This window comes from Klebsiella sp. V115_8 (assembly GCF_029967715.1).
Taxonomy (GTDB): domain Bacteria; phylum Pseudomonadota; class Gammaproteobacteria; order Enterobacterales; family Enterobacteriaceae; genus Klebsiella; species Klebsiella quasipneumoniae.
Window position 1 is genome coordinate 156,676 of the sequence record NZ_JASCAR010000043.1, and the last position, 15,035, is coordinate 171,710.

Here is a 15,035-nt window from a genome sequence, read left to right on the forward strand (position 1 = left end):
CTCCTTAATCCTTAACCACGTTAACCCAGCGACGGCTGACCATCGAGGCTTCAATCGCCGACAGCACGCGCTGATTCTGTAAACCAAATTCAAAGCTGGGATAGCAGTCGTCGTCCCCACAAATCCCCTGCACCAGGTCATGCACTTCCATCACCTTGACGTCAAAATAGCCCAGCCCGCCGCCGCCAAAATCGAAGCCGAAGAAGCCGGCATAGGCCGGGATCTGGCTCCCGGCATACAGCGTTTTAAAGCCGCGGTCGTGTTTGTCATCCCGGAAGCGATACACCTGCAGTTCGTTAAAGCGCTCCCCGTCCATATACAGCGTGCCTTCGGTGCCGGAGACCTCCCAGAACACGCCGAAGATGCGCCCGGCGGCGATGCGCGAGGCCTCAATCACCCCCGCGGCGCCGCTGTCGAAATTGACCAGGCACTGAACCTGATCGTCATTTTCCACTTCCCGCCACTCGGCATCGGCCGCGACCCGGCTGGCATACCCGGCATCGGTCTGTGGCACCGGACGCTGGCGCAGGCAGGTTTGCGCGCTGGCGGTCACTTCACGGATCCCGCCCATCAAAAACTGGGCGACGGACAGGGTATGGGCGCCGAGGTCGCCAAGCGCCCCGCTGCCGCCGAGGGTTTTCGAGCAGCGCCAGGACCAGGGCAGGTTCGGGTCGTTATAAAACCCCTGATCAAAGGTGCCGCGAAAGCGCACCGGTTCGCCAATATCGCCCCGGGCGATAAGCTGCTTTGCCAGCAGCGCCGCCGGGGTTTTAATGTTGTTAAAGGCCACCATGGTCTTCACCCCCGCGCGCCGGGCCGCCTGCGCCATCTCCTGCGCCTGCTGCTCGTTAACCGCCAGCGGTTTCTCGCAATAGACATGTTTACCCGCCGCGATCGCCGCCATCGCCATCGTGTAGTGCAGATGGTTCGGCGAGGTAATATCAACCACGTCCACCAGCGGATCGTTCACCAGTTCGCGCCAGTCACCGTAAGCTTTCTCCGCCCCCAGCTTCACCGCATGACGTTCAGCCAAAGCCTGATCCTGATCCGCCAGCGCGTAAAGATAGGGGCGCTTCGGCAGATCGGGATAGAACATGGCCGCGCGACGGTAAGCGTCGGCGTGCGCCTGGCCCATAAAACCGGAGCCGATAAGACCAATATTTAACCGCGCGCTCATGATGCGTGCTCCTCTGATGATGACGGGGACGAGAAGTGGTGCGCCAGCCAGGCGAAGGCGCGGCGAGCGGTGGCAAACGGCGGCGCCATCGCCGGGTCCTGCTCTGCTTCGATAATCAGCCAGCCGCGGTAGTCGCTGTCCCGGGCAAAGTTGAGGATCGGCGCATAGTCGATGCAGCCGTCGCCAGGGATGGTAAACAGTCCGGCGCGCACCGCCTCGTTAAAGCTCAGGTTTTCGCGATACAGGCGCCCCAGCACCTGCGGACGGACGTCTTTCAGATGCAGGTGGCGGATACGGTGACCATATTTCTCCAGCACGCGCGGGATATCGACCCCGGCGACGAAGGCGTGTCCGGTATCAAACGCCAGCCCGACGTTGTCATGGGTCTGGGACAGAAACCGCTCCAGCTCGTCGTCGTGCTCCACCAGCATCATCAGATGGTGGTGATAGGCCAGCCGGAGGCCGTAGTCGCGCAGCAGCAGGTCGGCAAAGGTATTTAGCTTATGGCAATACGCCGTCAGGCTGACGCGGCTTAACGGCGGCGAGAGCGAGATCGGCTCATCAAGCGGCGTTTCACCGGGCAGTTGCCCGCACTCGCCATAGACCATTACCCTGGCGCCGAGCTGCTGCAGGAGCTGCGCGTGGCCCCGCACCGCCTCCAGCTCCGCTTCCACGCTGCGGTCGGCCAGCAAGCCGCTGTACCAGCCTGACGCCAGGCGCAGGTCAGCCGCCGCCAGCAGAGGCCCCAATGTCTCCGCCTGGCGGGGAAACTTCCGCCCTAACTCAATTCCCTGAAACCCCGCCTCCCGCGCCTCGCGCAGACACGTGTCGAGAGGGATATCGCCGCCTAAATCCTCCAGCACATCGTTGGTCCAGCACAGGGGGCTAATGCCCCACTGCAGGTGCTCTGTCGCCATGTTTATCTCCTTTTCAGCCAGTCGTCTGGTGTGCCGTCACTATAAGCAGGCGACGACCAGCGATGAAAACGGAGAAATGATGGAAATCCATCATTGCCGCGGACGAAATATCCGCTGGCGCGAGTAGCCCTGAAAAATAAATGGAAATAATGCTTGCCGCAGGCTTATTTTGCGGATAAAAATTACTGGCTTAATAACCCGCTTCAGAGGTTATCCCTTTCATTCGAAATATGATGATAGCAATATGAAAAAATCTCAACACCGCAGCGGCGCGGGCTTTAGCCCTGCGCCCAGGCCTGGCCTGCTGTTATTTGCGTAAGTGACAAATAGTCCCTTTTAAAACATCAATTACTTAACATTCTCTCTGCAATAATATGACATGCAGCGGGAAGGTACGGTGATAAATAAGCTCAGGGTAATGTTGTTTTTACAAATAAATAACCCCTCTCCTTTCTGCTCGTTATTTATCAGGAATGGCTGCGGTTATATTTATTCGGACGCCCCTGGAGAATGCACCAATGTATATCAACCTTTATGACAATGCGCGCCGCTATCGCGATGAGAAACAATAAGATGAATAAGACCTGGCTTTTCACCACCCTCACCCTGGCGCTGGTCGCCGCCGCGCCGGCCCACGCCATTAGCGCGAAATACCGGGAACAGCTTGAACGCTCCGGTTGCACGCAGATGACCGACGGAACCACCTGCGATATTCATAAAACCAAAGCCGAGAATGCCGCCGCCGCGCAGCAGGCCAGCAGCGGCTTCGGCCCCTGGGTGGGCACCTGGTATGTTTATACTGACTATGGCAATAAAATTGATGAGATTACCGTCACCGCTAAAACGGTGAAAAGCCATGATCATCTGGTCGAGGATGCGAAAGCCAGCCAGGGTAAATTGACGTTCCGGGTGAAAAGCTCAGCCTTTACGCTGAACGACGCCTTTAACGGCGTATGGGCAAACGGCAGCCAGCGCGGCACGTTGCAAAAAGTCCTGTAATAACATTGCCCTGCCGACAGGATGGGGATAATGCAGGAAGAACCTCCCGGCGCAGGCCGGGAGGGAGTGCAACGGTTTACTTCTGCGGACGCATCGCCGGGAAGAGGATCACGTCGCGGATGGTGTGGCTGTTGGTAAACAGCATCACCATCCGGTCGATACCGATGCCCAGACCGGCGGTCGGCGGCAGGCCGTACTCCAGCGCGGTGACGTAGTCTTCGTCATAGAACATCGCTTCGTCATCGCCCGCCGCCTTGGCGTTAACCTGATCCTGGAAACGCTGCGCCTGGTCTTCGGCGTCGTTCAGCTCGCTGAAACCGTTACCGATTTCGCGGCCGCCGATGAAGAACTCGAAGCGGTCGGTGATTTCCGGGTTGACGTCGTTACGGCGCGCCAGCGGGGAGACTTCCGCCGGGTATTCGGTGATGAAGGTCGGCTGGATGAGGTGCGCTTCCGCCACTTCGTCGAAGATTTCGGTGACGATGCGCCCCAGACCCCAGCTTTTCTCTACCTGAATACCGAGAGATTCCGCCAGCGCTTTCGCCGCGTCGAAGTTATCCAGATCCGCCATGTTGGTTTCCGGACGATGTTTTTTGATCGCCTCGCGCATGGTCAGTTTTTCAAACGGCTTGCCGAAGTCAAACACCTGGTCGCCATACGGCACCTCGGTTTTGCCCAGCACCGTCTGCGCCAGGGTGCGGAACAGCGACTCGGTCAGCTCGATCAGGTCTTTGTAGTCCGCGTACGCCATGTACAGTTCCATCATGGTGAACTCTGGGTTATGACGCACCGAGATCCCTTCGTTGCGGAAGTTACGGTTGATTTCAAACACGCGTTCGAAGCCGCCGACCACCAGACGTTTCAGATACAGTTCCGGCGCGATGCGCAGGTACATATCGAGATCCAGCGCGTTGTGATGCGTGATAAACGGACGGGCGGAAGCGCCGCCGGGGATCACCTGCATCATCGGGGTTTCCACTTCCATAAAGCCGCGGGCTACCATGAACTGACGCATGGTCGCGAGGATCTGCGAGCGGATGCGGAACGTATGGCGCGACTCTTCGTTAGCGATCAGATCCAGATAGCGCTGGCGATAGCGGACTTCCTGATCCTGCAGGCCGTGGAATTTATCCGGCAGCGGGCGCAGGGCTTTGGTCAGCAGGCGCAGCTCGGTGCAGTGGATGGAGAGTTCGCCGGTTTGCGTTTTGAACAGCTTGCCGCGGGCGGCGATGATGTCGCCAAGGTCCCATTTCTTAAACTGTTCGTTGTAGACGCCTTCCGGCAGGTCATCGCGGGCCACGTACAACTGGATACGGCCGCCGACGTCCTGCAGGGTGACGAAGGAGGCTTTACCCATCACGCGGCGGGTCATCATCCGGCCGGCCACCGCAACTTCAACGTTCAGGGAAGCGAGTTCATCGTTATCCTTCGCATCGAATTCAGCGTGCAATTGGTCAGAGGTATGATCGCGACGGAAATCGTTGGGGAAAGCTACGCCCTGCTCACGCAGCGCAGCCAGTTTTTCGCGACGAGTTTTCAGTTCATTATTAAGGTCAATGGCCTCATCGGCACCTTGTGCTTGTTGTTCAGACATATGGGTTCCTCATAACCTTGCTTTCAAACTAGCTTCGATAAATTGAACCAGGTCACCCTTCCGCGCGGCCTGTCTCCGGCTTCACACCGAAGAACAAGAGTAACGAATCTGGCTTCTCTTCAAGCTGATCTCACTCAGCTATGCCTTCACTAACGGTATTTTTTATCGTTGGCTTCCGCGCCTGCCAGAATATCCTCCTCCTGTTCAGTAAACGGTGCAAGGAGCGGCTTTGCGCTCCACTGTTGGGGTTACCTATCCCCGGCTCGCGGCGTAAACGCCTTAGCCGGGCTACCAGGCAGCACGATTTTGTAGCCCGGTAAGCCGGACCTGTCGCCAGACGGGGCTAGGCGCCGCCGCCGGGAAGCTCGCCAGCCGCCGCGCGGCGTTTGCCGACGCTACAGGCTGCGGCAAAGGCGATAACCACCATCACCGCCACGCAGCCGAGGGTCCATTCCCCCATCTGCGAGAAGAAATGCTGATAGGCGGCAATCGCCGTATCGCTGATTTGCGATTCGGTGGTCTGCTGGGCGACCACGCCGGCCAGCCAGTTGGCCACCGCGCCGGTGGCCAGCATATAAATACCGGTCAATACCCCGGTGACGCCGGGCATGTTCAGGCGGGTGATTTGCGCCATCGCGACCGGGTCGATAAACAGTTCGGCAAAGCCCATCATCGCCAGTCCGGCGACCATCATGCCCATCGAGGCCTGCCCCTCAGCGGCGCCGTGGCGGGCGTTGAGCGCCAGCAGCATAAAGCCGCCGCCCATCAGCAGCAGGCCAAAAGCGAATTTCAACCAGACGCGCAGCACCGAACGCGCGCTGCCTTCCGGGCGCATCAGCCACGCCAGCGCCACGCCGGCCGCCATCACCGCCACCGCGTTAACCGACTGGAACAGCGCCGTCGGCACGTCCCAGTTCAGCAGGCGGCGGTTAACAAAGTGATCGATAAACAGGCTAATCGAGCTTCCCCCCTGCTGCGCCAGCACCCAGAACAGCGTCCCGGCAAGCATCAGCAGGACGATCTGCCACAGCGCGCGACGATGCTCCGGGGCTTTGATCATGATCCGCGCCACCATCTTGGCGGCGAACAGGCAGACGACCGCCAGCAGATAGCCGGACCAGTTGTTTTGCAGCAGCAGCGTGAAGAACACCGGCGCCAGGCAGAGCATCACCAGCAGCCAGCCCCAGGTCGGCAGCACGAATTTCACCGCCCGCAGCGCCGGTTTATCGACGCCGCGGGTATGCCGGAAGTGGCGGCTGCCGCTTAAGAAAATCATCAGGCCGATGAACATCCCGATCCCCGCCAGGGCGAAGCCGATATGCCAGCCGTACCACTGAGCCGCCAGCCCGCAGGCGATGGGCGCGGCGATGGAGCCGACGTTGCCGGCGGCGTACAGCAGCGAGAAGCCGCCGTCGCGACGCGGATCGTCGTGGGCGTAAAGTTCGCCAAGCAGGCAGCTGATATTGGATTTGAACAGGCCGTAACCGCAGATAATGATCGCCAGCGCGACGTACAGGCTCCATGCGGAGGTCGACTCAACGCCCAGCACCACGTGGCCGAGGGTCATCAACAGCGCCCCGGCAATCACCGCCGTGCGGTTGCCGAGCAGGCGGTCGGCAAGCCAGCCGCCAAGAATAGGGGTAACGTAAACCAGAGAGGCGTAAGCGCTGAACAGGCTGATGGCGTGGCTGTCGTCGAAGCCAAGCTGGTGGGTGAGGTAGAGGATGAGTAAGGCGCGCATGCCGTAAAAGCTGAAGTACTCCCAGATCTGGATCGCAACGATGTAGTAAATCGCGCGCGGCTGTGAGGGTGTTTTCATGTGTTCTCCTTGCAGCGTGAAAAAGGGAAGTGGCAAGCCACTTCCCTGATGTGCGTCTATTACTTGTTATTCTCTTCTTTCAGCACTTTAACGGTGTAACGACCATCCGCCTGACGATAGGCGCCGTGGATATCGGTTTCGAAGCCCGGATAGTGGGCGCCGATTTCGCACAGCATCTGCAGGAACTCCAGCACCGGACGGCTCTCTTCGGTGATCATTTCACCCGGCATCACCAGCGGCACTCCCGGAGGATACGGCAGGATCATGTTGGCATTGACGCGGCCGACCATCTCTTCGAGGTACACTTCTTCCGTCTGACCGTGCAGCTCTTTCTGGAACGCGGCATACGGGGTCATCACCATGGATGGCAGCACTTCAAACGCGCGGAACATCAGGTCCGGCAGGTTGTGATGCTCAACCAGTTTGTGAATGTTCTGCGCCAGGTCCTGAATACGCATGTTTTCATAGAATTCAGGATCTTCACGGTACAGCGACGGCAGCATGTTTTTCACCCGCAGGTTCAGGTCGAACGCGCGTTTGAAGTCGGTCAGCGCACGCAGCAGGCTCAGCGCTTTGGTTTTGTCGATACCGATGCTGAACAGGAACAGCAGGTTGTACGGACCGGTTTTCTCCACCACGATGCCGTGTTCGTCGAGATACTTCGCCACGATGCTGGCCGGAATACCGAACTCATCCATGGTGCCGTCTTTCTTCATCCCCGGGGTCAGCAGAGTGACTTTGATCGGGTCGAGATACATGTGCTCGTTGTCGATGTTTTTGAAACCGTGCCATGCGCTGTCGGAGCGCAGCGGCCAGCATTCAGGACCGTCGATATGTTCCGGCTGCCATACGTCGAAGAACCAGCCGTCAGACTCGCCTTTCAGACGTTTGATCTCTTTACGGAACTTGATGGAACGTTCGATAGAGCCGTCGATCAGGCGCTTACCGGCGTTGCCTTTCATCATCGCCGCCGCGGTTTCGGTGGACGCCACGATCCCGTAGTGCGGGGAGGTGGTGGTGTGCATCATGTAGGCTTCGTTAAAGGTCTCTTCGTTAACATCGCCTTTCACGTGAATCATCGATGCCTGGGAGAACGCCGCCAGCAGTTTGTGCGTGGACTGGGTTTCGTAAATCACTTTCCCTTCGACGCGGCCGCCGCTCATCCCGCATTTGCCTTCATAGATCGGCGAGAAGTTGGTGTAAGGCACCCATGCGGAGTCAAAGTGGATGGATTTCACATCCAGGGTTTTCTTGATGAAGTCAGTGTTGTACAGCAGACCATCGTAAGTCGAGTTGGTGATAACGGCGTGTACCGGCCAGGTCGCGTTCGGCGTCTCTTTCACACGCTTGGCGATAGTCGCGTGCTGGAATTCGCTCTGCGGGATACCGCCGAGGATGCCGTAGGCGTTACGGGTCGGACGGAAGTAGATCGGCGTAATGTCGCTCATCATCATCAGATGGGTCAGCGATTTGTGGCAGTTACGGTCAATCAGCACGGTGCTGCCGGCCGGCGCGGAGTACATACCGACGATTTTGTTGGCGGTCGAGGTGCCGTTGGTCACCATGTAGCTGCGTTCGGCGTTAAATACGCGAGCGATATACTCTTCCGCTTCTTTGTGCGGGCCGCTGTGGTCCAGCAGGGAACCGAGTTCAGAAACTGAAATCGAGATATCGGATTTCATGGTGTTGGAGCCAAAGAAATCGTAGAAGATGCTGCCTACCGGGCTTTTCTGGAAGGCGGTACCGCCCATGTGGCCCGGGGTACAGAAGGTGTATTTGCCTTCACGCACATATTTGAACAGCGCTTTGGTCAGCGGCGGCAGAATGGTGTCGATGTATTCGTCAGTGTTCTGTTTGATTTTGTTCGCGATATCTTCCGCAGCGCCCAGCGCATATTCGAAGAAGCGAACCTGCATGCGCAGATCGTTCAGGCTAACGTCCAGCGTGGAGTAGGTGTTAGCGAACGCATACAGCGGCATGTACTCGTTCATTTTGCTGATTTCTTCGCACAGCTCGAGATTGTATTTATCCCAGTCGAAGATCACGCCGCACAGACGAGAGTTGTTTTCGATCAGTTTTAATAAGTCGTCACGGTCGTTCGGGTAGACAATGCGGAAGTCCAGGCGTTCGAGAGCACGATGCAGTTCACGGATGGGTTCTTCTTTGAAGTAAACCCCCATGTGATTCATGATTGCAATAACGTTCATAGTCAAATCTCCAGATGTAGAAAGCCCCTCCCGTCGCGCTATGACAGGTGATGGAAGGAGCCTCAGGAAAAAGGGTTACTGATTAGTGCGCGTTAGCGGGGCTGTTGCTATCCGATGCGTTGCTCTGGCGCTGGTGCATTTTGCGACCGTAGAACATCAGGATAATCAGGCTAACGATAAAGGTGCCGGCCAGTTCGAAGGAGCTTGCGCCCATCAGCGCGATGAAGCAGAACACGCAACCCAGTACCGAACAAATCAGGCTGACGAAGTTACGGATGTTGATGCCTTCGAAACGAATCAGGTCAACACAGGAGTAGAAGTAAGGCAGCATGGTCAGCAGTACCGCGATACCGGTCAGTTCGCCGAACAGGTCAGAGGCTTTACCACCGGCGGAGTTCATCAGGGTAATCAGCACCATCAGCGCGGTCATTTTCACCGCGGCCAGCAGCAGGCCTTTTTTCGGGATACCGTTGCTATCGACTTCGCCATACACTTTCGGGAAGTTGCCATCGTTGGCGGCACGCACACCCGCCTGGCCAACCAGCATCATCCACGAGCCCAGAGACGTCAGGCAGGCGAAGGCGGTGAAAGCGGATACCATCGGCGCAGCCCAGCCGCCGAGGATGGTGGAGGCGCTAATCGCGAACGGCGCACCGGACGCTGCCATCTGAGAAGCAGGATACATACCGGCGATAACCTGAGTCGCGGCGATGTAGACGATACCGGCCATCGCGGTACCCAGCATGGTGGCCAGCGGCACGGTACGTTTCGGGTTTTTCACCATCCCGGTACTCACGGCGGCAGATTCTACGCCAACGAAGGCCCACAGGCAGAGCAGGATACTTTTGATGACCGCGTGGCTATCGGTGGTGCTGGAGGTGTTCCAGTTCGCCTGATAGGTAGCGACATCAAACCAGTGCCAGCCGACGACCGCGGTCATGACTACCGGAATAAGCACCAGCACCAGACCAATGGTGGTCAGACGGCTGACCCAGGTCCCGCCGAGCATATTAACGAAAGTAAAGATCCACACGATGGCAATACAGGCAATCCCTGCTGGCACCGGGTTATTTAAAATAGGGAAGAACGTAGACAGATAAGAAACTGCGGTAATCCCGATAGCCAGGTTACCAATCCAGTTTGCGTGATAATAAAGTACACCGGTCTGGAAACCGAATGCCGGAGATATTTCCCCTGCGTAAGCAATGGGACCACCCTGCTGCGGGTTTTTAGTGGCCAGTCGGGCATAAACATAAGCCAGAGACATCGCACCAATAATTGAAATTACCCAGCCCCAAATGGCAATACCACCGATGCTGGCCAGGTTCGCAGGTAATAATGCAATACCGCTCCCCATCATATTACCGGCGACGACACCGGTACAGGCAAATAGCCCGATCTTCTTGGCAGAACTCATGGTTGTTTTTCTCCTAAGTTTATTTGGGAGGTACAGATCATGATACAGAACCATTAATTGACCCGACCAACTGCCAACAAGATTACTGATTTGTACGAGATAAGTCCTAAAGATAAAGTGAAATAACAACAAACATCAGACAAATGATATTTTGACCTTTTTCGCTTAACATATAAACATGACAACAGGGTGTCAGAAAAAGATAAACATTGTTGTTTTACATGAACTTAGATGAGATGCGATGTGTTACTGAACTGTTATTCAAAGCCTCCTGAATGCTAAATATAAATAACAACAGGAGGCTTCATGAGAAACATAAATTTAACCTCATCATGCCAAAAACCTTTCGCATGATGAGGGTTTACTTATTCTGAAGAGAGGAAATTATCGAGATACGGAACAACCCGGTTGACCGACGTCTGGAAAACTCCGTTTTCAATCCAGTACAATGTGTCTCCACCGGGTCGTAAATTAAACGCCGTAATGTAAGAATCCGCTGCCAGCCGGTTCTCACCTTTCATCTCATAGACTTTGCCTAACAGCACGTAATTCAGCCACGACATCTCTAAATCGATCGCGTGGTTAATCGCTGTGTTCGCTTCGTCAACTTTTCCCTTCCCCAGCAAATCCACTGCGTTTATTTGATAATAAATCGCCATATCTTTTATACCCGGCATCTCCCCTACCCGCTCAACTTCGCTGTAAAGGGCTGCCAGCTGTTTATCATCCAGCGGCTGTTGCGAATGGCGTAATACATCCACCAGCGTTTTTTCGGCATACGCGTAAATAAAATCAGGCGCCCGCTTAATCACATCATCCAGCAGGCTGCTGGCCTTGCTTAATGAGTCAACATCGCCCTTCATTAACAGCTGATGCGACTGGTAGAAATAGGTTAACGCCACGCTTTGCGAGGGCTGATATTGCCTGAGCATCGCCTGCATTCGCGCCGGCCACGGCTGCGCCAGCGCGTCCGACAGGCTGTTCATCAGATCATTCTGGATGGTGAGCTGGTTGTCATTGGTCACAAAGTAGCGCTTATCGAGCATCGTCGAGCTGTCGGCGTTATCCACCAGCTGGACCGACATAAAGCATTGCTGCGCCCGGTAGTGGCGCTGATTGACGAATTCAATGGTCAGCGTTTTACCGGAACTGCTCGGCTCATTGATGTTGTAGTCTGTTTTGTCATGCACCATAAAGGTCGAGAAGGTGTTCAGCGAGGTGGTGATCAGGCTGGCCAGGCCGACCGCGTAGGAGTGCTGCGAAGACCAGTTGGCGCAGGAGTTACCATTGACCAGGTGGATATCGATATCGCGCGGGTTGAGTAGCAGGCGCGCTTTGTTGACCGGCGGCCGCGATTCCATGCTCGACAGCGCCACCAGCGCCACGCAGGTGCCCAGCGCCAGCAGAAACAGCCCCCACACCAGGGCGGTGGTGAGCCGTTTACGCACTGACGGCGCGCTGGCACCTGTCGGCGCGGGAGCTGGCGCGGCGGGAGCGGCGGTGGAGATGGGCGCGTCCGGCGGCGCACCGGCAGCCGGCGGCGCGGGAGCGGCGACCGATGGCGAAGGCGTCAGCGCCTCCATCTGCGGGGCGAGTTCCTCCCCCTCTTCGGTGCACCAGATCACCGGCACCGTGAGCTTATACCCCCGTTTGGGTACCGTCGCGATGTACTCAAGGCTAACGTCGTCGCCGTCTTTGAGCGACTTGCGCAGTTCGGAAATACTCTGCGTGACGACGTGGCTGGTCACAACGTTCCGGGTCCAGACGTTTTCGATAAGCTCGTCCCGGCTAAGCACTTCCCCCGGATGGCGAGCAAAAAAGACCAGGAGGTCGATTAAACGCGGTTCAAGGGTAAGCTGGCGCCCCTTCCTGCTGATTTGGTTTACAGAGGGGGTTACCAGCCATTCACCGACGCGAACAACAGGTTGTAGCATACAAGAAAGCCCCAGACAAAAAGGGAAAGGCGCGATGATAACACATTTGTCCTACCTATTTTTGCCAGGGGTCACTCCCTCAGGCATTAGGCTGGAATTCGCCTTTTAGCGACAATAAAAAGCAATATTTCATTAACATCGTGATCATCAAAACTATATATAGCGATAAAAATGCGTTTTCGCTGTCGCTTAGCCGGTGGAACGCGGGCGGCGGAAAAAAAATAAGCCCGGAGGCGTAACGCGCTCCAGGCTCAGTCAGTGGCGTGCCGTTACGGCAGCGGCACAATCGATTATTTATACACTTCCGCTGTGGCTTCAAAGTTAGGGCCATGCTCACGCGCAGCAGTAATCACGTAGTACTTTCCGCCTTTCTCATCGGCCAGCTTAGAGAGCTGATCGTGCAGATCGGAGGGCGAAGAGAACTCACCGCCGGACGGCCCCACCGAGATCGGTCCGACCTTGGTCAGTTTGAAGTGTTTCACTTCTTCTTTGGTGATCAACTGCGCGGCGGAGGCGCCAAATGCAACGGCTGAAAGGGCTAACGCGACTATCACTTTTTTCATCCTAAAATCTCCTTGGAATAGGCCTTCAGTCAGGCCCTTTCAGTATAGACGGCGATTTACTAAGCGTGCTACCGATGCGCTGATTTTTTGGCCGCAGCGTTTAGTAACGCGGCGGCACCCCTTCCGGGCGGGTCTTAAAACGCCGGTGCAGCCACATATATTGCTCGGGCGCCATCAGGATGCACTGTTCAATAATCTGGTTCATCCACGCCGCCGTCACCTCGGCGCTTGCCAGCGGCGGCGTGCGCTCCGGCGTCAGGGAGATCAACTCATATCCCCTACCGTTGGGCTTGCGTCGGGGAACAAACGGCACAATCGTCGCTCCGGACATTTTCGCCAGCATCCAGGTGCCGGTGGTGGTCGCCGCCTGCTCGACGGCAAACAGCGGCGCAAAAACGCTGCTGGCCGGGCCGTAATCATGATCCGGCGCGTACCAGAGGATCTCCCCCTCTTTCAGCGCCCTGACCATCCCTTTCAGATTTTTTCGATCCAGCATGGTCTTGTTCGAGCGCAAGCGTCCCCAGGTCTGCAGCCAGTCAATCAGCGGGTTATCATTGGGCCGGTAGACGCCGATGCCCGGGGTAAACATGCCATACATCCGCGCCCCCATCTCGAGGGTGAGAAAATGAATGCCGATCAGTAAGATGCCCTGCTTTTGTTCGAGGAGGTCGACCACCTCGTTCACGCCGCTGGTCTCGGTCCAGCGCGCCACCCGGTGCGTCGGCCAGAACCAGGCCATGCCGGTCTCCATCAGCCCCATGCCCAACGATTCAAAGTTTTTCACCAGCAGCGCCTCACGCTCGGCGACGCTCATCGCGGGAAAACAGAGTTCCAGATTACGTCTGGCAATCCGCGCGCGACTTTTCATCACCCGCATTGCCAGCCGCCCGAGCGCCGTGCCCAGTCGGTAGATCACCGGATACGGTAATTGCACCAGCAGCCATAACAAGCCAATTCCCAGCCATAATAGCCAGTAACGCGGGTGCAATAGCGCGCGGGAAAATTTGGGTAAATTTGACATAGTAATCCTGTTAATTCACTCAATAATAGCTGAGCAAAAACCGCGAAATAAAGTAGCGGATCCTGCAGGTTATATTTTTCCAATTCGTGCGGTAATACTCAGTCACAAAGCGCGTTATTATAAGCCGATTCCATGATAATTTCAGCCCTTGCGCTGGGGTTACTCTCGTATTAGACACTTAGCGTAAAATTTCCTGATTTGTGCATAAATAAATAAACCTAACCTCTACGACGCGGCCGATTGCCGATAAAATCGCCAGTACCTTATCCTCAGCCTCTCGCTCAATGCTTTTTTACTCACGCTTTATTATGGCGATAGCCAACGCAAACAGGCCGTTTCGCCCGGTCTAACATGGCCAGCATGCGGTTATTTGTGACTCGGGCAAAGGTTAAGCATCACCAATGCGGATCCTTTTCCCAGATATGCTACGTTTACAGCGCTCATTCGACGCAAGTGCCTTTGCCGACGTCGTCGCTTTCAGAAGCCATAGTGAGAAGGAACTATGACAATGAATTATCAATTAGTGAAGCAAGTCAGAGAAAATAACACATTAAGAAAAAGCTTCATTGACCTTGCCGTTAAGACTTTCGACCTGTCTTTTGAAGAGTGGTATCAACAAGGTTACTGGACTGACGCCTATATCCCCTACGCCTTTGTCGAACGTAATAAAATTATCGCTAACGCCTCGGCCAACATCATCGATCTGCGCTGGCAGGGCGAACCCCGGCGTTATATTCAGATTGGCACCGTGATGACCGAACCGGACCACCGTAATAAGGGACTAGCCGGTCAGCTTATCCATCACATCCTGCAGGACTGGCAGCAGGAGGCGGACGCCTTCTTTTTATTTGCCAATCCCACCACGGTGGATTTTTACCCCAAATTTGGTTTCACCCGCAGCGAAGAGCATCAATATATTATGCCGGTCTCTCCGCGCGCCGGTGATTTTCGCAAACTGGATATGGACCGCGCGGACGATGTCGCCCTGCTCCGCCATTACTATGAAAAATCCAACCCGTTCTCACCGCTGCGGGTGGAGCACAACTTTGGCCTGCTGATGTTTTACTGCTCCGCCTTTATGAAGCATTTCGTTTACTATTCGGCAAAAAATGAGGCGGTGGTTATCGCCATGCAAAACGGCCCGGTGCTGATCTGCTTTGACCTGTTCTGCGACACGGGCAAAAGCCTGTCGACGCTGGTCAACGAGCTGGCCGATGACCATGTTTACCAGGCCATCCTCGGTTTTACCCCCAATGAAGACCGGCTCGGCGAGTACGAGAAGATTGAGGGAGAAGATATCCTCTTTGTCTATGACCACAAGGAAAACCTGTTTAAAGACAGGAAGTTGATGTTTCCTTTACTGGCGCATGCCTGACGGCGCCGCGCC

General features: G+C 56.0%; 12 protein-coding genes. 3 read left to right on the top strand and 9 right to left on the bottom strand.

What is annotated here, in order from left to right:
- Positions 1-4: 4 nt before the first annotated feature.
- Positions 5-1,177 (bottom strand): Gfo/Idh/MocA family oxidoreductase, encoded by a 1,173-nt coding sequence (locus QLG03_RS20265; protein ID WP_023288684.1) that lies wholly within the window; start codon positions 1,175-1,177, stop codon positions 5-7.
- Positions 1,174-2,094 carry a myo-inosose-2 dehydratase gene (gene iolE / locus QLG03_RS20270; RefSeq protein WP_064157809.1) on the bottom strand — a complete coding sequence of 307 codons (921 nt, stop codon included), beginning with the start codon at positions 2,092-2,094 and terminating at the stop codon, positions 1,174-1,176. The genes QLG03_RS20265 and iolE overlap by 4 nt, the downstream gene beginning before the upstream one ends.
- Here iolE and QLG03_RS20275 point away from each other — a divergent pair.
- Together QLG03_RS20275 and QLG03_RS20280 are read left to right on the top strand one after the other, a co-directional pair.
- A complete protein-coding gene (locus tag QLG03_RS20275; protein WP_254915157.1) occupies positions 2,093-2,221 on the top strand; it encodes a hypothetical protein in 129 nt (42 codons plus the stop codon). The two genes, iolE and QLG03_RS20275, sit on opposite strands and share 2 nt — an antisense overlap.
- 446 nt (positions 2,222-2,667) lie before the next feature.
- Positions 2,668-3,093: a hypothetical protein gene (locus tag QLG03_RS20280; protein ID WP_117135899.1), complete on the top strand. Its 426-nt coding sequence runs from the start codon at positions 2,668-2,670 to the stop codon at positions 3,091-3,093.
- 76 nt (positions 3,094-3,169) lie between these two features.
- Here QLG03_RS20280 and lysS read toward each other — a convergent pair whose 3' ends face one another.
- The 7 genes from lysS to QLG03_RS20315 form a co-directional block, all read right to left on the bottom strand.
- A complete protein-coding gene (gene lysS, locus QLG03_RS20285) occupies positions 3,170-4,687 on the bottom strand; it encodes a lysine--tRNA ligase (RefSeq protein ID WP_004202393.1) in 1,518 nt (505 codons plus the stop codon).
- Between the two features lie 343 nt (positions 4,688-5,030).
- A complete protein-coding gene (gene dtpD, locus QLG03_RS20290) occupies positions 5,031-6,506 on the bottom strand; it encodes a dipeptide permease DtpD (protein ID WP_117135844.1) in 1,476 nt (491 codons plus the stop codon).
- A 59-nt stretch (positions 6,507-6,565) separates the two neighbouring features.
- Complete coding sequence (gene cadA, locus QLG03_RS20295; RefSeq protein ID WP_023288680.1) at positions 6,566-8,713, bottom strand: lysine decarboxylase CadA; 2,148 nt, start codon at positions 8,711-8,713, stop codon at positions 6,566-6,568.
- An 82-nt stretch (positions 8,714-8,795) separates the two neighbouring features.
- Positions 8,796-10,130, bottom strand: a complete 1,335-nt coding sequence (gene cadB / locus QLG03_RS20300) for a cadaverine/lysine antiporter (protein WP_023288679.1) — start codon at positions 10,128-10,130, stop codon at positions 8,796-8,798.
- Positions 10,131-10,495: 365 nt separating this feature from the next.
- The gene (cadC, locus tag QLG03_RS20305) at positions 10,496-12,064 is read right to left on the bottom strand and encodes a lysine decarboxylation/transport transcriptional activator CadC (RefSeq protein WP_101976196.1); all 1,569 of its coding nucleotides are present in this window, start codon (positions 12,062-12,064) and stop codon (positions 10,496-10,498) included.
- A 290-nt stretch (positions 12,065-12,354) separates the two neighbouring features.
- A complete protein-coding gene (locus tag QLG03_RS20310) occupies positions 12,355-12,627 on the bottom strand; it encodes a DUF1471 domain-containing protein (protein WP_002892402.1) in 273 nt (90 codons plus the stop codon).
- Between the two features lie 100 nt (positions 12,628-12,727).
- Positions 12,728-13,648 carry a Kdo(2)-lipid IV(A) acyltransferase gene (locus tag QLG03_RS20315; RefSeq protein WP_023288677.1) on the bottom strand — a complete coding sequence of 307 codons (921 nt, stop codon included), beginning with the start codon at positions 13,646-13,648 and terminating at the stop codon, positions 12,728-12,730.
- A gap of 508 nt (positions 13,649-14,156) precedes the next feature.
- On the opposite strand from QLG03_RS20315, the gene QLG03_RS20320 reads away from it, so the two are divergent.
- Entirely contained in the window at positions 14,157-15,023 is an 867-nt protein-coding gene (locus tag QLG03_RS20320) for a GNAT family N-acetyltransferase (RefSeq protein WP_023288676.1), read from the top strand.
- Positions 15,024-15,035 lie beyond the last annotated feature (12 nt).

Bases quoted from the DNA above. Each gene is read 5' to 3' on its own strand.
- QLG03_RS20265 (WP_023288684.1), bottom strand. From the start codon at position 1,177: ATGAGCGCGCGGTTAAATATTGGTCTTATCGGCTCCGGTTTTATGGGC.
- QLG03_RS20275 (WP_254915157.1), top strand. From the start codon at position 2,093: ATGTTTATCTCCTTTTCAGCCAGTCGTCTGGTGTGCCGTCACTATAAG.
- iolE (WP_064157809.1), bottom strand. From the start codon at position 2,094: ATGGCGACAGAGCACCTGCAGTGGGGCATTAGCCCCCTGTGCTGGACC.
- QLG03_RS20280 (WP_117135899.1), top strand. From the start codon at position 2,668: ATGAATAAGACCTGGCTTTTCACCACCCTCACCCTGGCGCTGGTCGCC.
- lysS (WP_004202393.1), bottom strand. From the start codon at position 4,687: ATGTCTGAACAACAAGCACAAGGTGCCGATGAGGCCATTGACCTTAAT.
- dtpD (WP_117135844.1), bottom strand. From the start codon at position 6,506: ATGAAAACACCCTCACAGCCGCGCGCGATTTACTACATCGTTGCGATC.
- cadA (WP_023288680.1), bottom strand. From the start codon at position 8,713: ATGAACGTTATTGCAATCATGAATCACATGGGGGTTTACTTCAAAGAA.
- cadB (WP_023288679.1), bottom strand. From the start codon at position 10,130: ATGAGTTCTGCCAAGAAGATCGGGCTATTTGCCTGTACCGGTGTCGTC.
- cadC (WP_101976196.1), bottom strand. From the start codon at position 12,064: ATGCTACAACCTGTTGTTCGCGTCGGTGAATGGCTGGTAACCCCCTCT.
- QLG03_RS20310 (WP_002892402.1), bottom strand. From the start codon at position 12,627: ATGAAAAAAGTGATAGTCGCGTTAGCCCTTTCAGCCGTTGCATTTGGC.
- QLG03_RS20315 (WP_023288677.1), bottom strand. From the start codon at position 13,648: ATGTCAAATTTACCCAAATTTTCCCGCGCGCTATTGCACCCGCGTTAC.
- QLG03_RS20320 (WP_023288676.1), top strand. From the start codon at position 14,157: ATGAATTATCAATTAGTGAAGCAAGTCAGAGAAAATAACACATTAAGA.